Origin of the sequence: Photobacterium angustum, from assembly GCF_002954615.1 — a bacterium.
GTDB classification, from domain to species: Bacteria; Pseudomonadota; Gammaproteobacteria; order Enterobacterales; family Vibrionaceae; genus Photobacterium; species Photobacterium angustum_A.
In genome coordinates, this window is sequence record NZ_MSCJ01000001.1 from 562,119 (window position 1) to 586,621 (window position 24,503).

Below are 24,503 nucleotides of genomic sequence, written 5' to 3' on the forward strand. Positions count from 1 at the left end.
CATGAGCTTATATTTTAAAAACTCACTGTGGATTATGCTTGAAAAAATAGCACTAAATTTTGGAGGCCTTATTGCTTATGTTTTGGTCTCAAACTATTTGGGTCCAGATAAATTCGGTCTAATTTCTTTTGCTATATCTCTTACATTAATACCTATAACTATATCACAGTGGGGAGCTAATCATGTTGTATCAAACTATACACTAATAGATAAGAGTAAAAGCATATCAATTATATATGGTAGTCTGCATTTTAGAATATTAATTTTTATTACCTCATCGCTTTTAATTTACTTATTTCTTTTGTATAACAATAAAGGGCTGTATAATTCTAATGTTATATTGGTTTTTCTTATAAGCCATATATTTATCGGTCTCGATATTTATCAGTTTTATTTTTTATCTTCAAATAACTCTAAAATTAATGCTTTATCTAGCCTTCTATCACGGACAATAGCTATTTTACTAAGAGTTTTGTTTGTTTATCTTTCTCTAGAGGTTTATTGGTTCTCTTTTCCTTTTTTAGTTTTTGGAATAATAAATTTTTATATAAAATCAAGAAAGGTTAAGGGGTTAAATAATGAAATAAAAAAACCAATTTTAAAAGATTTTATTTTTAATGGTTTTCCTTATTTGTTATCATCCTTATTAACTATTGTTTACATGAAGGTTAATGACTATTTAATTATATCAATGGTCGATATGAAAAGTCTTGCAATCTATAATGTAGCTTTAACTTTGGGGTTTGCTTGGACTTTTATTCCTCAGTCATTCTCATTAAGTTTTTTAAATAAGGCGTTATCATGCAATAATTTCGATAAATCCAGAAAAGAACTTTTTAAGACTCATCTTTTTGTTTGCGCGTTATCAATACCTATAATAATATTTATTTTTTTCTTTTCAAAAGATATTATAGGTTTACTATTTTCTGACTCATACTCTAATGCAAGTGAAATATTACCACTTCTTTCTATTGCTGGCCTTTTCTCCATTTTAGGTGTTTTTAATAATAGGATAATTGGGTATTTTGAAGAAGGTAAAAGTTATTTGTATAAAAAGGTTTTTGTTACATCGATAATCTCCTTATTTATAGGTTGGTTTTTAGTTTCATCATATGGTCTCATTGGTGCTGTATATTCTTTATGTATAACTGAACTATTTAGCTTTACTGTGGCAAATTACTTTTTTAAAAGAGGCTTAATATTCAAAATACATTTTAACTTGAGGTGAAGATTATTAAACATTGTATCCTTATTCAATGTCATAGATTGAATAATTCTCTCATTTATAACTTAAACAAATTTAAAGATAACAATGATGTTGTTGTCATAATTCATGTTGATAAGAAGGTCGACATTGAAGAGTTTCTTTTTTTGGAATCTGATAATGTTAAATTTGTAGAGAATCGGTTCTCTGTTTCATGGGGGAGTGTAAGTCAAATATTGCTTACTATCGAGCTTTTAAAATATTCAATTAAAGAAGGTTTTGAATATGTCACTTTTATATCTGGTGATGATGTATTTATAAAGTCAATTGACCAATTCTCCCAATTTATCAGAAATAATATAGAAAAGGAATTTATTGGATTTACTAATGGTGATTTCTCGAGTCGTTACGAATATATCCATTATGATTGTTTTTTCGAAAGAAAAGGCTTTATAAATAGGCTGAAAAGAAAGTTTTATAAAGTTGCTTTTTCACTCGGATTATTAAAAAATAAAAGGGTAAAACCATTTAAAAAATTTTATAAGGGTTCTAATTGGTTTACATTATCAATTAGCTGTGTAACTTACATTCTAAAAAGAATACATGATGAACCTCAGGTTATTGATTATTTCAAAAATTCATTTTGTTGTGATGAGGTGTTCTTTCACTCAATAATAGCCAATAGTCCTTATTATGATTCTTTATACTCTAAAAATTTCAATGATAATAAGGCATCTCTTCGATATATTGATTGGGAAACTGGCCCTGATTATCCTAAAATATTAAGTTTTTCTGATTTAGATTCAAATTTCGATGATGATGTTTTTTTTATAAGAAAAGTTGGTGACGATATATCCATTGATTTTTTAAAGAATAGATTTGGTTAATTATGAAAAAAATTTTGTTTATTGGTGAGCTCCCACCATATTCATATCATGGAATTAGTTTGAGTAACCAAAGGATTCTTTCAGTTCTTAATGATAGATATTATATCCACAAAATCATTGATAAGTATGCTAATAAAGGGATGTTATTTTCTATACTCTCTATTTTGTACTTGGTGTCAATGTTGTTTTGTACCAAAGGAGGGTTCTCATATTTATACATTAACTTTCCAACGTCGAATTTAGGATTAGTAAAGTCAACTTTATTAGTACTTTTAAGTCGTCTTAAATGTAGGAATATTATAGTTGTAAGTCATTTACATCGGGGGGACTTTATTGAGTATTATAGTGCAAGTTTGATGTCAAAAATATTATCCAAAATATTTATGAGATTAAGCAATAATTGTCTTGTACTATCACGCACATCGAAAAACGAAATCGAGAAAGAAGGCTTTTCTAGTTCTAAGATTACTGTTTTACATAATACTGTTGATGTAGAAAGAACTATGCTTGATTTTTCCTTTAAGGAAAATTACATATATTCTCTTTCCAATTATGTTAAGTCAAAGAACTTAGATTTTGTGATCGACCTTTCGCTTGAGAATGCGAATGTAAATTTTTACCTTAATGGTTCTCCAATTGAATTGGATTATTTTCTCTATTTGAAAAGTAAATCACCAGAGAATTGCTTTCTTGGTGAACGGGTGGATGGTGTTGATAAATTGTCAAAAATTAAAAATGCAAAGTTTTTGATTGTTCCATCTTTTAATGAAGGAATGCCATTAATTATATTAGAGGCTCTTTCTCAAGGGACACCAGTTATTTGCTTTAATGTTGGTTATATTTCAGATTATTTAGGTGAAGACTATTTAGGTTTAGTTAATGATATTAGCTTTGAAGCAATGAATGATAAATTAAGCTCGTTGCTTGATCTTGATATAAATGAGTACGAAGAGTTATCTAAATACTCTTATGAACTGTTCTGGAGTAATTACTCTCCTGATATTATAAAACACGAAATTTTGAATGTTTTTCAGTAAATAAAATTGAAAAATAATCTAAGTTATATAGAGGATTTATGAAAAAAGCACTGATTACTGGTATTACTGGCCAAGACGGTTCATACCTAGCTGAACTATTGTTAGAAGAAGGTTATGAGGTTCACGGGATAATTCGTCGCGCATCGTCTTTTAATACTGAGCGTGTGGATGCTGTTTGTAATACGAACGATAATATCTACTTGCATTATGGTGATTTAACGGACTCTTCTAATCTTATTCGTCTTGTAAAAGAAATCCAGCCAGATGAAATTTACAATCTTGGTGCCATGTCTCACGTAGCAGTGTCTTTCGAGTCACCTGAATATGCGGCTGATGTTGACGCGATGGGCACTATTCGCTTACTCGAAGCAATCCGTATCAATGGCCTTGAGAAGAAAACTCGTTTCTACCAAGCATCGACATCTGAGCTTTACGGTGAGGTACGAGAAATCCCTCAGCGTGAAACCACACCTTTCCACCCTCGCTCTCCTTACGCTGTAGCAAAAATGTACGCTTACTGGATTACAGTGAACTACCGTGAATCTTACGGCATGTACGCATGTAACGGTATTTTGTTTAACCATGAATCCCCACGTCGTGGTGAGACATTTGTAACACGTAAAATTACACGTACGGTTGCCAATATTTCTCAAGGCTTAGAGTCTTGCCTATACCTAGGCAATATGGATGCGCTTCGCGACTGGGGTCATGCTAAAGATTACGTCCGTATGCAATGGATGATGCTACAACAAGAAGTGGCTGATGATTTTGTTATCGCAACAGGTAAACAAATCTCTGTGCGTGAGTTTGTTCGTATGTCTGCAAAAGAAGCGGGTATTGATCTTGAGTTCACAGGTAAGGGTGTGGATGAGATTGCAACTGTTACTGCAGTTGATAGTGAGAAAGCACCAAGCGTTAACGTCGGTGATGTGATTGTTCGTGTTAGCCCTAAGTTCTTCCGTCCTGCAGAGGTAGAGACCTTGCTAGGCGACCCAAGCAAAGCAAAAGAAAAGCTTGGCTGGACACCTGAAATTACCGTTGAAGAAATGTGCGCTGAAATGGTCGCTAATGACATTAATAAAGCAAAACAACACGCTCTACTTAAAGCCAATGGCTTTGATGTGTCTATTTCACTTGAAAACTAATGACGGTATCTGTTGTGAAAAAACGTATTTTTGTTGCTGGTCACCGTGGTATGGTGGGTTCAGCAATTGTTCGTCAATTATCTCAGCGTGACAACGTTGAAATCATTACGCGTACACGTAGCGAGTTAGATTTATTAAATCAACAAGCAGTCAGTGATTTCTTTGCTGAAGCACGTATTGATGAAGTGTACTTGGCTGCTGCAAAAGTAGGAGGTATTCATGCTAATAATACTTACCCTGCTGATTTCATTTATGAAAACTTGATGATGGAATGTAACATCATCCATGCTGCTCACCAGTATGATGTACAGCACCTGCTATTTTTAGGCTCATCGTGCATTTATCCTAAGTTGGCTGAGCAGCCAATGACCGAATCAGCATTACTTACAGGTACGCTAGAAGCGACTAACGAACCGTATGCTGTGGCAAAAATTGCCGGTATTAAGTTGTGTGAATCGTATAACCGTCAATACGGTCGTGATTACCGCAGCGTGATGCCAACGAACTTATACGGTGAGAACGATAACTTCCACCCTGATAACTCACATGTGATTCCAGCCTTGATGCGTCGTTTCCACGAAGCGAAATTAAACAACGATAATGAAGTGGTGGTGTGGGGAACAGGTACACCAATGCGTGAATTCTTGTTCGTTGATGATATGGCTGCCGCTTCTATCCATGTGATGGAGTTAGATAATGAGACTTATCAAGCCAATACTCAACCAATGCTATCACACATTAATGTGGGTACCGGTGTTGACTGTACTATTCGTGAAATGGCAGAGACCATGGCAAAAGTCGTGGGCTTTGACGGTGATGTGGTCTTTGATAGCACCAAGCCGGATGGTACACCGCGTAAGTTAATGGATGTGAGCCGACTTGCTGATTTAGGTTGGCGTTATAGCGTGAGCCTAGAAGAAGGTTTAACGCAGACCTATCAGTGGTTCTTGGCAAACCAAGATAACTTTAGGAAGTAATCATGACACAACGGTTAGATACACATACATTCCAAACCGTTGTGGCACATACCCCACTTATTTCGCTTGATTTAATCGTTGAAAATGCAGAGGGCCAGGTGCTGCTTGGGCAGCGCCTGAATAAACCAGCACAAGGTTATTGGTTCGTCCCTGGTGGACGCGTATTAAAAGACGAAACCTTGTCGATGGCATTTGCTCGATTAACGAAAGAAGAGTTAGGGGTTGAGTTGCAACTGTCTGATGCGGCCTTAATTGGTCCATTTGAACATTTTTATGATGATAACTTCTCGGGTGATGACTTCACTACGCATTACGTTGTACTGGGTTATCGTCTAAAGCTTGATGTACCGCTGACGCACTTACCCAAAGAGCAGCATGGTCACTATCAATGGTTTGATGTGGCAACCTTACTTAATACTGACGATGTTCATCGTCATACCAAGCTTTATTTTCTCTAAACAAAAGAAGAACGGATTATGCTTCTACCTGTAATCATGGCAGGCGGCTCAGGTAGCCGCCTGTGGCCGTTATCCCGTACCCTTTATCCGAAACAGTTTTTAGCGTTAACTTCGAATGCAACCATGTTGCAGGAAACGGTTAAGCGTCTTGATGGTATTGACCATCAAGCCCCATTACTGATTTGTAATGAAGAGCATCGCTTTATTGTGGCAGAGCAATTGCGCAAAGGCGGGATGGATAATAGTGGGATTATCTTAGAGCCAGTTGGACGTAATACCGCTCCAGCTATTGCACTCGCAGCACTCAAAGCTGTAGTCAATGATGAAGACCCATTATTGTTAGTATTAGCGGCTGACCATGTCATTCAAGATACAGATGCTTTTTTAGCGTCAGTCCAACACGCTAAAGCAGAAGCAGAAAAAGGCAAACTTGTCACTTTTGGTATTGTGCCGACACATCCAGAAACAGGATATGGTTATATTGCTCGTGGTGATGCAATTAATAACAATGCTTATTATGTAAATGCTTTTAAAGAAAAGCCTGTTTTAGAGTTGGCAAAAAAATATGTCAATAGTGGTGAGTATTATTGGAATAGCGGTATGTTTCTTTTTAAGGCTTCCCGTTATTTAGCAGAATTAGAGAAATATTCCCCTGATATTTTAAAAGCTTGTCAAGCTGCTATTAATACAGCTACACAAGATCTAGATTTTACGCGATTAGATAAAGATATTTTTGAATGTTGTCCTGATGACTCCATTGATTACGCTGTAATGGAAAATACAAAAGATGCCGTTGTGGTGCCAATGGATGCGAACTGGAGTGATGTAGGCTCTTGGTCTGCATTATGGGAAGTCAATGAGAAAGATGCATCGGGCAATGCCACTCGTGGTGATGTGTTAGTTGAAAATACGTCTAACAGTTATATTTTCTCGCAGAATAAATTGGTTGCAACAGTTGGTGTAGATGACCTTATTGTGGTTGAAACCAAAGATGCGGTGCTTGTAGCACACAAAGATAAAGTGCAAGACGTGAAAGGTATTGTTGGTCAACTTAAACAAGCAAGCCGTTATGAATACTTGCAGCATCGTGAAGTGTACCGCCCATGGGGTACGCATGATGAAATCGCAGAAGGTGACCGATTCCATGTTAAGCATGTGATGGTCAAACCGGGTGAGCGTACAGCTACCCAAATGCATTACCACCGTGCTGAACATTGGGTGATCGTAAAGGGGACTGCCAAGGTAATTAATGGTGATAAGAGCTATTTACTGTCAGAAAATGAATCAACGTATATTCCTATTGGCTCTCCTCATTCGATAGCGAATCCAGGGCAAATCCCTTTAGAGTTAATTGAAGTACGCTCTGGTGCTTATTTATCAGAAGATGATGTAGTGCGTTTAGAAGATTATGGAGTTGGGTATTAATGAAAGTCAGTATTATTACAGCAACCTATAATAGTGCCAATACTATTATCGATACCCTAAAATCTTTAGAACAACAAACATATTCTAATATTGAATATATTATTATTGATGGCGCATCAAAAGATAATACATTAGATATAATTAAAGCTCATAGCTCTAAAGTTTCAACGATTATCAGTGAACCAGATAAAGGCATTTATGATGCGCTAAATAAAGGGATCAATGCAGCTACTGGTGATATTATTGGTTTTCTACATTCAGATGATTTATTTGCCTATCCTGATGCCGTAACTGATATTGTAAATACATTTTCGGCAAATAATTCAGATGCAATATATGCAGATCTTCAATATGTAAATAAAGATAATATTGATTCTGTGGTTAGATATTGGAAGTCTGGCTATTATCATATAAGCAAAATGAAAAAAGGTTGGATGCCACCTCATCCGACATTTTATATGAAACGTTCTTGCTATGAAAAATTTGGCTTGTTTGATTTATCATTCAAAATTGCTGCTGATTATGATTCTCTGCTTCGTTATCTTTATTTAAATAAGATATCAATGAGTTATCTACCTGAAGTAACGATTAAAATGCGTGTTGGTGGCGCTAGTAATCGAGATTTAAATAATATTATTTTAAAAACGAAAGAAGACATTCGAGCATTAAAAAATAGCAAGGTGCCTTGGGTTTCTGCATTAGCAATTAAAAATGTCTCTAAGATCCCTCAATTTTTAAAGAGATAAATTATGTTAAAAAGTGCGAGCGTTATTAAAGATTCAGGTATTCAATTTGGTACCAGTGGTGCTCGAGGATTAGTAGAGCAGTTCACTACTAATGTTTGTGCTGCTTTTACTCATGCGTTTATTAGTTCTATTCAATCACGGTTTGAATTTAAACAAGTTGCTATAGCGATTGATAATCGACCAAGTAGTTCGGCAATGGCACAAGCGTGTGCTAAAGCGGTTGAACAGTTAGGACTAGAGGTTATTTATTATGGTGTTATACCAACGCCAGCATTAGCGTATGTGTCAATGCAAGATAATATTCCTTGCATTATGGTCACGGGCAGCCATATTCCCTTTGACCGCAATGGTTTAAAGTTTTACCGCCCTGATGGTGAAATTAGTAAAGCGGATGAGCAAGCTATTTTAAGCTCTGAAGCTGAGTTTAAAACCATTACTGATTTACCTTTATTAACTGTGAGTGATAAAGCAGCAAGCCAATATATTGAGCGTTACACTTCTTTGTTTGATAACAAAATGCTAGCAGGTAAGCGAATTGGTATTTACGAGCATTCAAGTGCAGGACGTGACTTGTATACACCGCTGTTTGAAGCATTAGGTGCCGAAGTCATCGCTCTAGAACGCAGTGATGAGTTTGTTCCAATTGATACAGAAGCAGTATCTGAGGCTGATAAACAAAAAGCCAAAGTATGGTCTAAAGAGTTCAATCTCGATTTTATTTTCTCAACCGATGGTGACGGTGATCGCCCATTAGTTGCCGATGAAAACGGTGATTGGCTACGTGGCGATATTTTAGGTTTACTATGTGCTAACGCAATGGATATTGAAGCACTAGCTGTACCTGTAAGTTGCAATACTGCAATTGAGAGTTGTGAACGATTTAATCATGTGACTCGTACAAAAATTGGTTCACCTTATGTGATTGCTGAATTTGATGAGTTAGCTAAACAATATGATTCAGTGGCGGGTTTTGAAGCCAACGGCGGTTTTTTATTAGGCTCTGATGCATTAGTTAATGGTAAAGAAATTAAAGCATTACCTACTCGTGATGCGGTATTACCTGCATTAATGCTATTGGCAGAAGCAAAAGAAAACTCGATATACGAATTAGTGAATGCTTTGCCTCAGCGTTATACGCATAGTGACCGTATTCAGAATTTTGCAACGGAATTCAGCTTAAATATTTTAAAACAAGCAAAAGAAAATATTTCTCAATTTCTTAAAAAGTTAAATTTTGATGATATTAACGTTGAATGTGTTGATATAACTGATGGATTAAGAATTACTTTAGTTTGTGGTGATATTATTCACTTTCGCCCATCAGGAAATGCACCCGAACTTCGTTGTTATTCCGAATCAACTTCTGTTGAGAAAGCTATCTATTTAGTCAATCATGCGCTAGAAAACATTCAATTAATTAATCTCTAAGTTTGGATATAAAATGAAAATCGCTATTGCAGGTACAGGCTACGTTGGTCTGTCAAATGCTATGCTTTTAGCTCAGCATCATGAGGTTATTGCCGTAGATATTATTGAAGAAAAAGTAAGATTACTTAACGATAAAATCTCTCCAATAGTTGATAGTGAAATTGAAGATTTTCTTCAAAATAAAGCTTTAAACTTTACTGCCACGTTAGATAAAGAGCTTGCTTATAAAGATGCTGAGTATGTAGTTATCGCGACCCCAACTGATTACGATACTGAAAATAACTATTTTAATTCATCATCAGTAGAAGCTGTTATTAAAGATGTTATGGCAATCAATCCTGATGCAGTAATGGTAATTAAATCTACGGTACCTGTTGGTTATACCAAGCAGGTTAAAGAGCAGTTTAACTGTGAGAGTATTATTTTCTCGCCAGAGTTCTTACGTGAAGGTCGAGCTCTTTACGATAATCTTTACCCATCTCGTATTATTGTTGGTGAGCAAAGTGAAAGAGCTGAAGTTTTCGCGAATCTTCTTGTTGAAGGGGCAATTAAGAAAGATATTCCAGTATTGTTCACTGACTCAACAGAAGCAGAAGCTGTTAAGCTATTCTCTAATACTTACCTTGCTATGCGTGTTGCTTACTTCAATGAATTAGATACTTATGCGGCATCTAATGGCTTAGATTCACGCCAAATTATTGAAGGTGTTGGCTTAGACCCTCGTATTGGTAATCACTACAATAATCCATCATTTGGTTATGGTGGTTACTGTTTACCGAAAGATACGAAACAACTTCGTGCAAATTACCGTGATGTGCCAAATAACATCATTGGCGCAATTGTTGATGCAAACACCACACGAAAAGATTTTATTGCAGATTCTATTATTGCGAGAAATCCTAAGCGTGTTGGTATTTACCGATTAATTATGAAAGCGGGTTCGGATAACTTCCGAGCATCAAGCATTCAGGGCATCATGAAGCGCATTAAAGCTAAAGGCATTGAAGTTGTTGTTTATGAGCCAGTGTTAAAAGAAAAAGAATTCTTTAACTCTTTAGTGATTGAAGATTTAAATACCTTTAAACAAGAATGCGATGTGATTGTGTCTAACCGCATGGTCGAAGAACTTTCTGATATCGCAGAGAAAGTGTATACACGCGATTTATTTGGCGCAGACTAAATTACGGATAATTGATTAAAATGAATAACAAAATAAAAAAAGCTGTCATTCCAGTGGCAGGGCTAGGCACTCGTATGCTTCCGGCAACCAAAGCAATTCCAAAAGAAATGCTGCCGTTGGTGGATAAACCGCTTATTCAATATATTGTGAATGAGTGTGTAAATGCGGGTATTAAAGAAATTGTATTAGTGACGCACTCTTCTAAAAACGCGATTGAAAATCACTTTGATACCTCATTTGAATTAGAAGCAACGTTAGAAGCGCGTGTTAAACGTCAGCTGTTAGATGAAGTTCAAGCAATTTGTCCGAAAGACGTAACCATTATGCATGTTCGTCAAGGTCAGGCAAAAGGTTTAGGCCATGCTGTATTATGCGCTAAACCGCTTGTCGGTGATGAACCGTTTGCCGTTGTGTTGCCTGATGTGATTTTGGATGAATACACCGCCGATCAAAGTAAAGAAAACTTAGCGGCGATGATCAATCACTTTGAGCAAACAAGTGCTAGCCAAATCATGGTTGAGCCTGTACCAATGAGTGATGTGTCAAAGTACGGTGTAGTTGACTGTAACGGCACTGAGCTCAAAGCCGGTGCGTCTTGTCCTATGACGCGTATGGTCGAAAAGCCTGCCATTGAAGATGCGCCATCTAACCTTGCAGTGGTTGGTCGTTATGTTTTATCTCATAACATTTGGGATAAGTTAGCGATGACACCACCAGGTGCGGGTGATGAAATCCAGCTAACTGATGCTATCGACATGCTAATGCAAGATGAAACCGTAGAAGCGTTTCATATGACAGGTCGCTCTCACGATTGTGGTGACAAGCTAGGCTACGCGAAAGCATTTGTTGAATACGGTATGCGAGATAAAGCATTAGGCGAAGCCTTTACTGCTTACATTAAATCACTCAATGATACCTCGTTTACTGATGGTTTAGATCTAACACCATTAAGTGAAAAAACAGACGCGTAATTATCTGTATAGCTTAAATAAAACAGCCCGATATTATTAGTACTTAATAATATCGGGCTGTTTTTGTTTGGGGCTAAAGCTGTCAATTGAATCGGTTTGCGATAATTTATCTATTCAAAATCAATGCACATTTTGCTGAATGTTAAGTACTAGTTAGCCTTACTTACATAGGGCATTATTTTACTCAAATGTCGTTAGCTTTGTCGTGATGGCTTCGCAATAATAACCACGAGTTAATTTGTAAGCAGCTAGATTAATATTTGTTCTTTCTTGTGTTTTTAACTGAATCAAACCTGAAATATGTGGTTTTTAATCAGAGTCAAATCCATAATCAATATTCTTTGTGAGTATAATCACAATTCAATGTAATATGAATTGATAGCATTCATCACATTATTTTCTATTAGAACGTTTTCAGGTTTTGCAATGACAAAAACAAATCGCAACCTCCTGACATGGATTAGTTTTTTATCATATGCGCTAACAGGCTCATTGATTATCGTCACTGGTATCGTAATGGGGGATATTGCTAAGTATTTCAGCTTACCAATATCAAGCATGAGTAATACCTTTACCTTTTTAAATACGGGTATCTTAATATCAATTTTCCTCAATGTATGGTTGATGGAAATAGTACCGTTGAAACGCCAGCTCATCTTTGGTTTTTGTCTCATGGTCTTGGCTATTTTAGGGCTAATGCTTGGACATAACTTGGCAGTTTTCTCTGGCTGCATGTTTGTATTAGGTGTGGTGAGTGGTATCACCATGTCGATTGGTACCTACTTAATCACCCATATCTATGAAGGTAAGCAACGCGGCTCTCGTCTACTGTTTACAGACTCATTTTTTAGTATGGCAGGGATGATTTTCCCAATAATTTCTGCCGCGGTTCTGGCTCATCATCTTCAGTGGTACTGGGTGTATGTGGCTATCGGTATTATTTATCTAGCGATTTTTGTGCTGACGTTATTTGCTGAATTTCCTGTACTGGGTAAAAAAGACGAAGAAGAGTTTGAAGTCATCCCTGAAAAAGAGAAGTGGGGCTTAGGCGTTGTGTTCTTAGCGATTGCGGCCTTATGCTACATTCTTGGTCAGCTCGGTTTTGTTTCTTGGATCCCTGAATACGCGACAAAACAGCTTGGTATGTCGATCACCGATGCGGGTCACTTAGTCAGTTACTTCTGGGGCGCATACATGGTTGGTATGTGGATCTTTAGTGCTATTTTGAAAAAGTTCGACCTACAGCGTCTTGTGATGGTGCTATCGGCATTAGCGACAGTATTAATGTATTGGTTTAATAAAGATACTGACGCGAAAACATTACTGTATGTGATCTCTATTCTTGGCTTCTTTAGTAGTGCGATTTACACATCTATTATTACGCTAGGCTCACAGCAGACTAAAGCATCATCACCGAAGTTGGTGAACTTCATTTTACTTTGCGGCACTATCGGTACTATGTTGACGTTTGTGGTAACCAGCCCAATCGTGGAGAGCTTTGACCCACATGCGGCATTAGTTACAGCTAACGGTTTGTATGCGGTTGTCTTCTTGATGTGTTTCTTGGTCGGATTTGTTACTAAACACCGTATCCATGGTCACGCTGACGCGGCATAAAGGAATAAAGCCACTATGGTTAATCATGGTGGCTTTTTAGTAATGCATTTCTCAAAATATGAATATTATGTATCTGACTTAAATTCAAGTTGCCAGCATCCAACAGAAATAAAACGATCAAATTTAAAACCGACATTGTTGTATTCCCCAACTAGATTAAAGCCTAACGCTTCATTTAGGCGAACACTTGCGGCATTAGGGAGTGCGATGAGAGCCATCACATTTTTAATGCCTATTGCTTTTAACTGTGTGAGCAAAGCTTGATACAAGGCTCTACCATATCCGCCACCAATATTCTGATTTGATATGTAGATGGTGGATTCTGCTGTATAGCGATAGGCACTTTTTGTATGCCAAGGACTCGCATAAGCAAAGCCGATAATGTCTCCATCCTTCTCTAAAACAAGCCATGGATAAGATGTGTCTTGTATTTTGCTTATCCGTTCACGCATCTGGTCCTCTGTCAGCTCTGTTTCTTCAAATGTGATTATCGTTTCGTTGACATAATAGTTGTAGATCTTAGCGATAGCACCTGCATCATCTTTATTGACTGTCCTTATATCCATATTGATCCCTCAAGTATCTAAGTAAGCGTGATTATATTGAGTTAGTTACTATCATATAAAATAGTGGCAGAAGCGAAATGGAGCTGGCAATATTAACCACTTATACTAAATAATAGAATAAGATAAAAGTATCTTTATTAATAGTCGTTATGTGAGGCTTTATATTTTAGATTTTTCTATTATATAGATAAAAATTAGTCCTTATTTTTAAGATATTTAAAGCCACGTTTACTTGTAATGCTTAATCTAACCTCTTTAATTTAAAATTATTCAATTCGCCGATATAAAAAATATTTTAAATTTTTATGATGAAATTACTTTTTGATAAAAAGACTCTGCGGTATTGGTTAAATATAGCATCCTGTGTAAGATGAATATGATTAACTACCACAAATATATTACTTTCAATTAGAACAGACTTTAGGGATAAGGGGATTGATGAACATAGCTAAACCTTTTTATACATAAATAAAACTCTCCCTTATTTATTGATATTAAACTTAACTATTTATTCATTAAGCTTAATTATAACCGTGCTGTTGTTAATAACTGTTGATTAATATTGGGTTTATTTTTATATAAAAAGTAAGTTAAAAAATATTAATAGCTTATTGTTAACTTTTAATTTAACAATATATAAATGAAGGTTCTTGTTTGATATGACGTATTGTGATTACTTTTAATTACTTGCTATTAATTACTTGCTATTAATTACTTGCTATTAATTACTTGCTATTAATTACTTGCTATTAATTACTTGCTATTAATTACTTGCTATTAATTACTTGCTATTAATTACTTGCTATTAATTACTTGCTATTAATTACTTGCTATTAATTACTTGCTATTAATTATTGGTTATTATTTTAAATTTTTATTTATATTTTTGTGAGTAATTATTGGAACCACATGGGTGTGGTGTTGCATATAATATCTTTAAGGTATAATATTGATTTTATAAATTTTAGTTTTTTTATTTTTTAAGCTTACATTGTTATTAATTTAAAACTACTAGAGTATCGAATTTAATAACTTCAAGTTTATAAAGCGTTGTTTTATTGGGAGGGGTGGCTGTGAAAATAAAATGTAAAGAATGTGACAGCCTTGATATATCAAGAGTACACCGTACGCTAATTGAAAGAGTCTACTTAAAGAAAAAGTATTCTTGTTATAATTGTGGAGCCTTAATTAGAGTTAGACGAAATGAGTCAAAAAAGTAAAAAAGCTATTCAAGAGATTGTCAAAAAAAAAGCTCTAATTATCTTACTGAAAACAAGAAAAAAACTAGTTGAAAAAATAGCTGAACGTAACTAATTTTTATTTTATTGTCATAAGGTTATTTAGCTTAAGATAAGGCTACTTAAAAATAGCTCTCGTTATAAAAACCGCCACTATTGTGGCGGTTATATTTTTAAATAATATTGTATAAAATTGCAGAGATAGCAATTAAACCGATAACAGTAACGAAAATATTACTAATCTTTCCGCGATATTTCTTCATTGATTCAACATTTCTAATCGCATACATCGGCAGAATAAATAAAATCAGGGCGATCACTGGGCCTGAAAATGTTTCCATAATACCCAGTACACTTGGATTTTTTACTGCGGCATACCATACCGAGAAAAATAAAATACCAATGGTAAGTTTATTAACAACCTTAGGTTTTAGGTTGGTATGTTTGGCAATGATCCCGCTTAAACTTTCTCGTCCACCAAGGAAGTGACCAAAGAACGATGAGACTATCGCAATACAAGCAATGAAGGGACCAAATGACGCAATCAAGCCGCTGCCTGTTACATTTGCAAGGTAAGACAAAATAGAAATATTTTGTGCCTTAGCTTCGGCTAATTGAGCGGGGGTTAAGCTTAGCGCACAAGAGAAAACAAAGAACAATACAAAGGTGATTAACATCATCGATGTGTGTTTTAAGATAAAGTCGACACGCTTACCTGCCAGCTCTCCGTAATGTCTTTTTTGAGCAACAGAAAAACTAGAAATAGCAGCGGTGTGGCTGAAGGCAAAAATAGTGGTAGGAATAGCAAGCCACAGGGTTTGAGTAAATGTTTTTGCATCTGGCATTTCAGCAAAATTTGGCATTTGCCAATTAGGGATCATGTAAAGCGATATCCCAAATAAGATGAAGACTAATGGATAAACAATCACTTCAAAGGCGCGTAATACGGTTTTTTCACCGGCTGTCATCACTCCAATCAGGAGGGCGACAAGAACACCAGATAGTAACACCCGCGGCGGTGTAGCCATACCCATTTGATTGACCATAAAGCTTTCAACGGTATTGGTTAATCCCACCCCATAAATCATCAAAATCGGAAAAATAGATAAGAAGTAGAGTAGTGAGATCAGAAAGCCGAAGCGGTGACCAAAATGTTCTTCGGCAACATCGGTAAACTCAGCTTTCGAGCTATTGGAAGATAAAATAAATCGTGCCAAGCCACGGTGGGCCAAAAATGTCATTGGTCCTGCCAGTAAGGCTATAGTGATCAAAGGCCAGAAACCATTTACACCAATATTGATAGGTAAGAATAATATCCCTGCGCCAACGGCTGTGCCAAATAAGCTTATGATCCAGGTCTTATCATGTTTATTGAGGGTAAGTTTTTGTTCTGTGTTATAGGAAACTTCAACGTTATTTGAAAACGACATGTGATTGACCTTATTGGTTAATGTATTTGTTATAGGTTTTTTCATATCGAATACAATGCTAACAAATTGATAACCTTTACAATATTCCCAAAAAGAATACTTGCTACTTAGATCGCATTAATATTTTTGTTTTTTAATTTATTTTGAAGTTTTATTTTGATTAATGTGTTTTTGGCGGTGTTTTATTTTGAGGTGGTGGGTTATGCAAGGAGATAAAAACTCCTGCTGGAGAAATGAATAAGATAACCAGCAGGAGGAAGGGGGTGTGGTGCTATAAATTATGCGATAGCAGAGTCTGCATCAACATATGGTAAATCTAGTGATGCCGCTACGCTCTCACAAGTGATCTGTCCACGGTAAACATTTAGACCATTTAATAGGTGCTTATCGTCTTGTAGTGCTTTTTTGTAGCCTTTATTTGCAAGGTTAACAATGTAAGGCAGTGTTACGTTGTTTAGTGCTACTGCTGATGTACGAGCAACCGCCCCCGGCATGTTTGCAACACAGTAGTGAACCACATCATCAACAATGTAAGTAGGCTCGCTGTGCGTTGTTGCATGAGATGTTTCTACACAGCCACCTTGGTCGATAGCAACATCGACAATTGCAGCGCCTGGCTTCATCTTCTTGATCATTTCAGCAGTAACCAGTTTTGGAGCTGCAGCACCAACGACTAGAACACCACCGATAACAAGATCAGCTTCAAGTACATGTTTTTCAATTGAGTCATTAGTTGAGTAAACCGTTTTTAGCTGACCATTGAACTGTGCATCTAGTTGGCGTAGTACATCGATATTACGGTCAATAACCGTGACATCAGCTTGTAGACCTAATGCCATTTGTGCTGCATTTGCGCCTACAACACCACCACCAATAATTACAACTTTTGCTGGCTCAACACCCGGTACGCCGCCAAGTAACATGCCACAGCCGCCGCGAGATTTTTCTAATGCGAATGCACCAGCTTGGATTGACATGCGACCAGCCACTTCTGACATTGGTGCAAGTAGTGGTAGACGACCGTTTTTATCTGTTACGGTTTCGTAAGCAATACAAACGGCTTTGCTATTAATTAGATCAAGTGTTTGTTCTGGATCTGGGGCTAGGTGTAGGTAAGTAAATAGAATTTGCCCTTCGCGAAGCATTGCACGCTCAACAGCTTGAGGCTCTTTTACTTTTACAATCATTTCTGCTTCTGCAAAAACGTCAGATGCTGTTGCTAGGATTTGTGCGCCTGCATCAATGTAGTCTTGATCGCTAAAACCAATACCTGTGCCTGCGTTGGTTTCGACATAAACACGATGACCATGAGAGACCACTTCTTTAACTGACGCTGGGATCATACCTACGCGGTATTCATGTGTTTTGATTTCTTTAGGGATACCAATGATCATAATTTAAGCCTTAATATCTGTTGTTTTGTTTATTACTTGTTATTGGAATGATTAATAGGTTAAACAAAATCATCTGAAATGTGTCACTAATTTTTAACCAATATCCAACAAAAGAAACCAGATTTTTGTTTGTTTCTGGTGTTAAAACCCAAATTAGATCTATGTCACAGCTGAAAGTTTTACATTTGTAGTTGTTTTTTGGTTCTAATAACTGGATTTTATTTGTTATTGCAGTGTTTGGGTCTTTTATTGTTTTAAATTTTGGTTTTTATGACTATTTATTTTTCTGTCTCTTGTATTTTTGATGTCATTTATTACATCTAAAAGAGATTTTGATTTTTAATATCAAAAAACAACGTTAATTAGTTTTATCTTCTGTTTGGTTAGGTGGGGATTTAACTTTTTGTTGATATAACAGAGGATTGTACTTTTAGTAACGCGCTTTTTCGCAGGAGTTTTCGTGAGGGATAGGGCAAAATTAAATGAGGAAGGTGTGGGTTGAAAGAAATAAAGAGAAAGCAATGAAGAACCTCGCTGCTTAAACAGCGAGGTTGCTCATTTGTTAAAACATATAAGTAAGTACTGCTTGAGCAAAGATGCCCAATGCGATAGTGGCAAAAGCACTGACACTGATCACCGCTGTTGAACCAAACTCTACACTTTCAACATCCGCAGATTGGTTGTGGTGGTAATATTCCTCTTTAGCGAAAAAGGCCAGTAGGATACGAAGGTAGTAAAATACGGAGACTGCAGAAGCTAATGCAGCGAGTACAACCATGCCTAAATATCCGTTGCCAAGTACACTTGAGAACAGGAAGAACTTGGCAAAAAAGCCAGCAGTAGGGGGAACGCCCGCCAATGAAAGCACTGCAATCGCCATTGCAACACCAGCGAGTGGGTAACGTCGACCTAAACCGCGATAACCTTTTAATTCACCCGTTGGGTTATGTTTGTTTAACATTGCAATCACAGCAAACGCGACCAGATTCATCACGGCATAGCTCAGTCCGTAATAAGCGGTAGCATGAACCGCTTCTGATAAAGAGGCGCTACTGTTCGGGATCACACTGGTTAGTGCCATGAGTGCGTAGCCGAAGTGGGCAACGGATGAATAAGCCAGAATACGTTTGATATTGGTTTGGCGGAAAGCCAATAGGTTACCAAACACAATGCTAAATAACACAAAGCCCCAAAGTACAAACGAGATTTGATCCCAAATAGGTTCAATTTGAATCACGAAGTGAATAACAAATGTCAGCATTGCAATTTTGGCGATACTACCAATAAATGCCATCACAGGCGCAGGTGAAGCTTGCAGTGTATCAGCCAGCCAGCTATGAAATGGTGCTAAAGCCAGTTCAAAGCATATGCCTACAAATAGCAACATAAAGCCGATCAATGCGACCATCGGCATCGCGTTAGCACTGGTGAGCGCTTTCGGTATTTCACTAATAACGATAGTACCCGCACCAAAATAGATCAGTGCAATACCAAACATAAAGAATGCTGCAGCAACAGTGGCTGTGACAGCATACTTAAGCCCTCCTTCGATGGCTCCTTTACGTTGAGGGTTCCATGCGATTAGCGCAAACATTGGAATGGCAATGGTTTCCATCCCTAGGAATGCCGCTAACAAGTTACTTGCTGAGGCCAAGATAAATGTACCGAGTACAGCTATCAGGATCAGTGCGTAAAACTCTTCTGCAACATGCTTGTTGAGGGCTGGGTAATTTTTAGCCAGTAATATGGTTGCCAGTCCACCTGCTGCGAATAATTCAAAAGCAACGAGTGTGAAATGATCAATAACCACAAAGTTTTCAATATTCGCACTGTGTCCGAATAAAGAAGCCACTGATAACATGGTCGCTAATAGCACCACAATCGATCCCATATAAGGGAGTTGTTGGTTGTTCTTACCCGGCAGAACACCCAATAGTAGGACACCTAAAGCACCTAGTCCTAGGATGGCAAAGGGTATTGCACTAATTAACTCATGAGATGACATTGATAACCCCTTCAATCAATGAATATGAACCCGAATGAATGGATGCCAGTGTTTTGGTTGATGACATCATAAGTTGCAGTAAATAGTTCGGCTCTAAGCCAACCCAGAACAATCCAATGACAATGATGGATGCTGTTAGCTTTTCTCGTGCTGTCAGATCTATTAATTTACGTTGTTCATTGTCGTCAGAGATTGGCCCTAAGAATGCCAGTCCATAGGCTCTTAAGAAGTAAACCACACCTAACACTATCGAGAATGCAGCTAAGCTTGTCCAAAGAGGTGAGACAGAGAAACTACCTGCGAGTAGTAATATCTCACCTGCAAAGTTACCTAATCCTGGAATACCCACACTTGCTGCAACAATAAATAGTAGGAAGACGCCAATACCCGGGAGGACTTTATATAAGCCGCCCATTTCATCAAACTTACCGCTAAACCCGCGCGCTTGAAGCATACGTACAACGGCAAACAGACCTGCCACTGAAAGACCGTGAGCAATTAATTGGATCACTGCGCCATTCAATGCTTGAAGTTGCCATGCGAAAATCGCTAAGACCACTAAGTTCATGTGACTGATACTTGAGTAAGCAATCACATTACGGAGATCTTTTTGACGGAAAGCGAGTAGGGCGGCATATAAGCTACCGATTGCACCCAGTGCCATACCGATATACATCATTTGATGCATTGCTTCAGGGAAGATAGCTAAACAGAAACGCAAGATACCGTATGCGCCGACGTTAGCCATAACACCAGATAGCAGTAGTGACACTGCAGGTGCTCCTTCGCGGTAGGTGTCAGGCGCCCAAAAGTGAAATGGGAAACCTGGGATCTTAATTAAGAAAGCAATTAAGAACCCACATACAACTGGAATAGCCAATTCACCCGTAATTGGATGGGAAGCTAAGTAGAAGTAATCAAATGTCCATACACCTGTGTTGTTACCATTAATGATGTAAAGAGCAACAAGCGATACAAGCATTAATAAAGAGCCTGTAATGGTCACAAGGACAAATTTTAATGCTGCTTGCTTGGTATCTTTACCGCCCCAGAAACTCAACATGAAGTAAATCGGAATTAACATAAGTTCCCAAAATACGTAGAAGAGCATGAGATCAAGAGCAAGAAATGCTCCCATAATGCCACTGAGTGTTAATAGCATTAGTGGGCCAAAAGCCTGCCAACGATTCACTTGGTGCCAAGCCACAAGCATTGCAACGATGAACAAGGTACAGGTTAAACCAATCAGGCTTAAGCTGATCCCATCCATGCTGACTAAATATTTAATGCCAAAGTCAGGGATCCAGTTGAGACTTTCTGTCATGGAAAAACCATGAACTTGATGCGTGATAAATATCCAAGCCACTAACATTGACTCAATAATGAGTGTGGTTAATGTCATGGAGCGTGCAATAAATGGTAGCTTACGGCAACTTGAGCCGATAAGTAGTGCAGCTACCATGGGTAAGAAAATCAATAAACTAAGCATATATCAAACCTAAATAGCTCAAACCAAGTAAAAAAGCAGAAGAACAGAACCTGCAATCATCATAATGACATAACGAGAAAGCTGGCTGCTTTGTACATCACTAACGGCTTCGCCTGAGTGAGATAACATTGCCGCGATCCCTTTCACAATGGCCTGATTCAGCACCCATCGTTCAATAACCGTTTCTAGCAGCTTGGAAAGACCTTTGAAGCCACGAATAACCGTTAGTTTTGACAGGTCGTCGATATACCATGCTGAGTTCAGGAATTGACAATTACCGATGCCATGTCCCTGTTTAAGCTCTTGTTTTACTAAGATGTATGCAATCCATACCCCAGCAATAGCGACTAATGAGCCAACAACTTGCAGCATAAGACCTGCAGAGGTTGCAATCTCTGGCGCTGTACCTAATTGACTATCAATCCACGGAAGGAATAGGTGAGGACCAAAAGACCATTCGTTAGGAAACTGCATCCAACCAATAGCGATCGAACCAACGGCTAAAATACCCGTTGAAACTTTCATCTGCCAAGGAAGACCATTATTTTTCAGGTAGCGAGGTTCACTAAACGCTGTACGGTTTTCACCATTGAAGACCATAAAGTACATACGGAAGCTGTAAATACTGGTAAATAATGCGCCCGCTAAACCAAGTGCACCCAGTAACCAACCTAAATGGCCCGTTTCCGTTGCTGCTATGATGGCATCTTTTGAGAAGAAGCTTGCAGTAATGACAGGTAGTGCGGCTAAACTTGCAGAGCCTGCTAGGTAAGTCCACTTAAGCCAAGGAAGTCGTTTGCCGAGACCGCCCATTTTGCGAATGTCATGATCGTGATTAAACATATCGATAATGACACCAGAGCTGATAAATAGTAGTGCTTTAAAACACGCATGAACAATGACGTGGAAAATAGCTAAATCATAAGCACCTACACCTAGCGCAGCAAACATATAGCCAATTTGGCTGATGGTTGAGTAGGCGAGAATACGTTTGATGTCGTTCTGCGCCAGCGCACATGTCGCGGCATAAAACGCCGTAAATGCACCCACAAGTGATACCCACCATGTGACATCAGGTACTAAATTAAAGAGCACATGATTACGTGCAATCAAGTACACCCCAGCCGTTACCATGGTTGCTGCGTGGATCAATGCCGATACCGTAGAAGGACCTGCCATTGATTCAGGAAGCCAAACATGAAATGGGAACTGGGCTGATTTGGCCATACCGCCGAACAAGAATAGAAGACAAATCGCGCCAATTAACCATAAGTTCATCGATTGCTGGCTGGCAATAGTATAGATCTCGTTAAGGTTAACGGTTTTGAACACGGTGAATGTCAGTAAGATACCAATCGCAAGTAAGGTATCGCCAATTCGTGTTACGACGAATGCTTTTCGTCCTGAGTACACATTCTTTTCTTTGTTGTAGTAATGAGAAATCAGTCCGTATGAACATAGCCCCATGATTTCCCAACCTGTGTATAGCAGGATTAAATTATCCGCCATCACAAAGAACAACATGCCAGCAACGAATAGATTTAAATAGCAAAAGTAGCGTCTTTCACCAAAATCACGGCGCATGAAGGGAACGGAGAACAAGTGGATAAGGAATCCAACCCAGCTTGTCACTGTCATCATTACTAGCGAGAGGCGATCAACCGATAAACCAATGTTGACGTTCCAATCACCAACAGCCATCCAGGTCCATAATTGCTGGTGGAAAGCTGGGTTAAAATCACTGGATAGCCATAGCATGCCAGTGAGTACAGCCGACACTAAGACGGAGAGTGAAGCGAGTATACCGCTTGCACGAGTCGGAAAGTGCTTGCCAAATAAGACAATTAAGGCGGCGCTGAAAAGCGGAGCGGCAGGAATTAACCATAACCATGTATTCATTACAGTTCTCCCTTACTAATTAATGTATTGCTAAGCTGGTTAAGTTTGTCGATACGGGTTGTTTTTAGGTGTTTGTACGACAACATGGCGAGCATCAAGACAACAGAAAGCTCACAGCCTGCTGCAATCATCAAAAAGATAGTAATGATTTGTCCTGTTGGATTTCCCCAATGTTGACCTGCTTCAACAGCGGCTAACGCAACGCCATTAAGCATGACTTCGATACCCATAAGTACGAACAACAACTGTCGGCGAACAACAACAATTAGTAGGCCAATAATGAACATGGCAAAGGATAAAATTAAGATAGTCAGTGGACTCATGCGTGCTCCTCCACTTTATCATCAGTCTCTGAGTGGCGAACTTTCATTTGTGCCGCGAGATAAATCACAGCGACTAACGCACCAAGTAAGAGTGTTGATAGCGCTTCTATCGCGAGTTTGTAATGATTAAATAAATCCGCACCAACAGCTTTAGGACTGATGGTTTTGATCATTTCAATTGTATAGAACTGATGACCGTGATTTAGAACGATGAAAGCCTCAACTAACATAACGGTGAGTAAGATCACCGGTAAAATTACAGTGCGATTGGCCGTGAGTGGGAAGGTGCGGCTTGCCGGACTCAACATAATGAAGAAGACAAACAACACCATGATTGCCCCGACGTACAAAATAATTTGTAACGCGGCAATAAACGGCGCACCCAATAAATAGAAAATAACAGCCAGTGCGAGTAGCGATGTGGTTAAATACACCGCACCATGCATAGGCTCTTTGACAAACAGTAAACTGATTGCTGCCAATAGCATGATGGCACTACTGGCATAGAAAATAATATTCCAAGTTAACATGAATGATGATGTCCTTATGGCAGCAGAGAGTACACATCGATTGGTGGTTTTTCATTTTCACCATCGCCGATAGCTTTACCTGTAATTGCTACACCTGCTTGCTTGTAGTAATTAAAGTCTGGGTGTTTACCTGTGCCATCAATGAGTAAGTCTTCTTTTTCATAAAGCAGCTTGTCACGAGAATATTTACCCATTTCAAAATCAGTGGTGCATTGAATCGATAGGGTTGGACATGCTTCTTCACACATCCCACAGAAAATGCAGCGACTGAAATCCAGTTCGAATGTTTTGGCATATCGACGCTCATCTTCTCGCTCAGCACCTTGAATGGTGATTGCATTGGCAGGGCATACTGAAGAGCATAAATAACAAGCAACACAACGTTCATCACCGTCAGGATCGCGCGTTAATACAATGCGACCGCGCCAGCGTTCAGGTAAGTCTGGTTTTACCTCTGGATAACAAACCGTATCGCGTGGTGCCCAAACGTGCTTAATGGTTGCCGCAAAAGCCCCTGTGACCTCTTGTAAAATCTGTATAACTTTCATGATTGT

21 protein-coding genes are annotated in these 24,503 nt (G+C 38.1%); 12 read left to right on the plus strand and 9 right to left on the minus strand.

The genetic code is table 11. The annotated features are described in order from the left end of the window. The first annotated feature begins 1 nt into the window (after position 1). The 12 genes from BTO08_RS02425 (at position 2) to tsgA (ending at position 13,075) form a co-directional block, all read left to right on the plus strand. On the plus strand, positions 2-1,228 hold the full coding sequence (locus BTO08_RS02425) for an oligosaccharide flippase family protein (RefSeq protein WP_105059745.1): 1,227 nt from the start codon (positions 2-4) through the stop codon (positions 1,226-1,228). After that, positions 1,225-2,091, plus strand: a complete 867-nt coding sequence (locus BTO08_RS02430) for a beta-1,6-N-acetylglucosaminyltransferase (RefSeq protein ID WP_105059746.1) — start codon at positions 1,225-1,227, stop codon at positions 2,089-2,091. The genes BTO08_RS02425 and BTO08_RS02430 overlap by 4 nt, the downstream gene beginning before the upstream one ends. 356 nt (positions 2,092-2,447) lie before the next feature. Then, complete coding sequence (locus tag BTO08_RS02435) at positions 2,448-3,128, plus strand: glycosyltransferase family 4 protein (RefSeq protein ID WP_198038401.1); 681 nt, start codon at positions 2,448-2,450, stop codon at positions 3,126-3,128. 38 nt (positions 3,129-3,166) lie between these two features. Then, positions 3,167-4,273: a GDP-mannose 4,6-dehydratase gene (gene gmd / locus BTO08_RS02440; protein ID WP_105059748.1), complete on the plus strand. Its 1,107-nt coding sequence runs from the start codon at positions 3,167-3,169 to the stop codon at positions 4,271-4,273. Further along, a complete protein-coding gene (fcl, locus tag BTO08_RS02445) occupies positions 4,273-5,250 on the plus strand; it encodes a GDP-L-fucose synthase (RefSeq protein WP_105059749.1) in 978 nt (325 codons plus the stop codon). Before gmd ends, fcl begins: the two co-directional genes overlap by 1 nt. Positions 5,251-5,252: 2 nt before the next feature. Then, positions 5,253-5,708, plus strand: coding sequence for a GDP-mannose mannosyl hydrolase (locus BTO08_RS02450; protein ID WP_105059750.1), 456 nt, complete (start codon positions 5,253-5,255; stop codon positions 5,706-5,708). Between the two features lie 18 nt (positions 5,709-5,726). Then, on the plus strand, positions 5,727-7,133 hold the full coding sequence (locus BTO08_RS02455; protein ID WP_005368980.1) for a mannose-1-phosphate guanylyltransferase/mannose-6-phosphate isomerase: 1,407 nt from the start codon (positions 5,727-5,729) through the stop codon (positions 7,131-7,133). Further along, on the plus strand, positions 7,133-7,879 hold the full coding sequence (locus BTO08_RS02460; RefSeq protein ID WP_105059751.1) for a glycosyltransferase family 2 protein: 747 nt from the start codon (positions 7,133-7,135) through the stop codon (positions 7,877-7,879). Before BTO08_RS02455 ends, BTO08_RS02460 begins: the two co-directional genes overlap by 1 nt. A gap of 3 nt (positions 7,880-7,882) precedes the next feature. Further along, positions 7,883-9,307, plus strand: coding sequence for a phosphomannomutase (locus tag BTO08_RS02465; protein ID WP_105059752.1), 1,425 nt, complete (start codon positions 7,883-7,885; stop codon positions 9,305-9,307). Positions 9,308-9,320: 13 nt separating this feature from the next. Next, positions 9,321-10,487, plus strand: coding sequence for a nucleotide sugar dehydrogenase (locus BTO08_RS02470; RefSeq protein WP_105059753.1), 1,167 nt, complete (start codon positions 9,321-9,323; stop codon positions 10,485-10,487). 20 nt (positions 10,488-10,507) lie between these two features. Continuing rightward, positions 10,508-11,458, plus strand: a complete 951-nt coding sequence (gene galU, locus BTO08_RS02475; protein ID WP_105059754.1) for a UTP--glucose-1-phosphate uridylyltransferase GalU — start codon at positions 10,508-10,510, stop codon at positions 11,456-11,458. A gap of 426 nt (positions 11,459-11,884) precedes the next feature. After that, positions 11,885-13,075 (plus strand): MFS transporter TsgA, encoded by a 1,191-nt coding sequence (gene tsgA, locus BTO08_RS02480; protein WP_105059755.1) that lies wholly within the window; start codon positions 11,885-11,887, stop codon positions 13,073-13,075. A gap of 65 nt (positions 13,076-13,140) precedes the next feature. On the opposite strand, the gene BTO08_RS02485 is transcribed toward tsgA, so the two are convergent. The 9 genes from BTO08_RS02485 to nuoI all read right to left on the minus strand — a co-directional run bounded on the left by BTO08_RS02485 (position 13,141) and on the right by nuoI (position 24,497). Next, complete coding sequence (locus BTO08_RS02485; protein WP_105059756.1) at positions 13,141-13,641, minus strand: GNAT family N-acetyltransferase; 501 nt, start codon at positions 13,639-13,641, stop codon at positions 13,141-13,143. A 1,411-nt stretch (positions 13,642-15,052) separates the two neighbouring features. Then, positions 15,053-16,309, minus strand: a complete 1,257-nt coding sequence (locus BTO08_RS02490; RefSeq protein WP_105059757.1) for an aromatic amino acid transport family protein — start codon at positions 16,307-16,309, stop codon at positions 15,053-15,055. A 278-nt stretch (positions 16,310-16,587) separates the two neighbouring features. Further along, complete coding sequence (gene ald / locus BTO08_RS02495) at positions 16,588-17,703, minus strand: alanine dehydrogenase (protein ID WP_105059758.1); 1,116 nt, start codon at positions 17,701-17,703, stop codon at positions 16,588-16,590. Positions 17,704-18,265: 562 nt separating this feature from the next. Next, positions 18,266-19,708, minus strand: coding sequence for an NADH-quinone oxidoreductase subunit N (locus BTO08_RS02500; protein WP_105059759.1), 1,443 nt, complete (start codon positions 19,706-19,708; stop codon positions 18,266-18,268). Continuing rightward, positions 19,695-21,197: a complex I subunit 4 family protein gene (locus BTO08_RS02505; RefSeq protein WP_105059760.1), complete on the minus strand. Its 1,503-nt coding sequence runs from the start codon at positions 21,195-21,197 to the stop codon at positions 19,695-19,697. Before BTO08_RS02505 ends, BTO08_RS02500 begins: the two co-directional genes overlap by 14 nt. 18 nt (positions 21,198-21,215) lie before the next feature. Then, positions 21,216-23,096, minus strand: a complete 1,881-nt coding sequence (gene nuoL, locus BTO08_RS02510; RefSeq protein ID WP_105059761.1) for an NADH-quinone oxidoreductase subunit L — start codon at positions 23,094-23,096, stop codon at positions 21,216-21,218. Beyond that, a complete protein-coding gene (gene nuoK, locus BTO08_RS02515; protein ID WP_005368949.1) occupies positions 23,096-23,419 on the minus strand; it encodes an NADH-quinone oxidoreductase subunit NuoK in 324 nt (107 codons plus the stop codon). The genes nuoL and nuoK overlap by 1 nt, the downstream gene beginning before the upstream one ends. Further along, positions 23,416-23,949 (minus strand): NADH-quinone oxidoreductase subunit J family protein, encoded by a 534-nt coding sequence (locus tag BTO08_RS02520; RefSeq protein ID WP_105059762.1) that lies wholly within the window; start codon positions 23,947-23,949, stop codon positions 23,416-23,418. Before BTO08_RS02520 ends, nuoK begins: the two co-directional genes overlap by 4 nt. A gap of 14 nt (positions 23,950-23,963) precedes the next feature. Beyond that, positions 23,964-24,497, minus strand: coding sequence for an NADH-quinone oxidoreductase subunit NuoI (nuoI, locus tag BTO08_RS02525; protein WP_006646487.1), 534 nt, complete (start codon positions 24,495-24,497; stop codon positions 23,964-23,966). Positions 24,498-24,503 lie beyond the last annotated feature (6 nt).

Coding starts and splice junctions, on each gene's coding strand:
- BTO08_RS02425 (WP_105059745.1), top strand. CDS start 2: ATGAGCTTATATTTTAAAAACTCACTGTGGATTATGCTTGAAAAAATA.
- BTO08_RS02435 (WP_198038401.1), top strand. CDS start 2,448: ATGTCAAAAATATTATCCAAAATATTTATGAGATTAAGCAATAATTGT.
- gmd (WP_105059748.1), top strand. CDS start 3,167: ATGAAAAAAGCACTGATTACTGGTATTACTGGCCAAGACGGTTCATAC.
- fcl (WP_105059749.1), top strand. CDS start 4,273: ATGACGGTATCTGTTGTGAAAAAACGTATTTTTGTTGCTGGTCACCGT.
- BTO08_RS02450 (WP_105059750.1), top strand. CDS start 5,253: ATGACACAACGGTTAGATACACATACATTCCAAACCGTTGTGGCACAT.
- BTO08_RS02455 (WP_005368980.1), top strand. CDS start 5,727: ATGCTTCTACCTGTAATCATGGCAGGCGGCTCAGGTAGCCGCCTGTGG.
- BTO08_RS02460 (WP_105059751.1), top strand. CDS start 7,133: ATGAAAGTCAGTATTATTACAGCAACCTATAATAGTGCCAATACTATT.
- BTO08_RS02465 (WP_105059752.1), top strand. CDS start 7,883: ATGTTAAAAAGTGCGAGCGTTATTAAAGATTCAGGTATTCAATTTGGT.
- BTO08_RS02470 (WP_105059753.1), top strand. CDS start 9,321: ATGAAAATCGCTATTGCAGGTACAGGCTACGTTGGTCTGTCAAATGCT.
- galU (WP_105059754.1), top strand. CDS start 10,508: ATGAATAACAAAATAAAAAAAGCTGTCATTCCAGTGGCAGGGCTAGGC.
- tsgA (WP_105059755.1), top strand. CDS start 11,885: ATGACAAAAACAAATCGCAACCTCCTGACATGGATTAGTTTTTTATCA.
- BTO08_RS02485 (WP_105059756.1), bottom strand. CDS start 13,641: ATGGATATAAGGACAGTCAATAAAGATGATGCAGGTGCTATCGCTAAG.
- BTO08_RS02490 (WP_105059757.1), bottom strand. CDS start 16,309: ATGTCGTTTTCAAATAACGTTGAAGTTTCCTATAACACAGAACAAAAA.
- ald (WP_105059758.1), bottom strand. CDS start 17,703: ATGATCATTGGTATCCCTAAAGAAATCAAAACACATGAATACCGCGTA.
- BTO08_RS02500 (WP_105059759.1), bottom strand. CDS start 19,708: ATGTCATCTCATGAGTTAATTAGTGCAATACCCTTTGCCATCCTAGGA.
- BTO08_RS02505 (WP_105059760.1), bottom strand. CDS start 21,197: ATGCTTAGTTTATTGATTTTCTTACCCATGGTAGCTGCACTACTTATC.
- nuoL (WP_105059761.1), bottom strand. CDS start 23,096: ATGAATACATGGTTATGGTTAATTCCTGCCGCTCCGCTTTTCAGCGCC.
- nuoK (WP_005368949.1), bottom strand. CDS start 23,419: ATGAGTCCACTGACTATCTTAATTTTATCCTTTGCCATGTTCATTATT.
- BTO08_RS02520 (WP_105059762.1), bottom strand. CDS start 23,949: ATGTTAACTTGGAATATTATTTTCTATGCCAGTAGTGCCATCATGCTA.
- nuoI (WP_006646487.1), bottom strand. CDS start 24,497: ATGAAAGTTATACAGATTTTACAAGAGGTCACAGGGGCTTTTGCGGCA.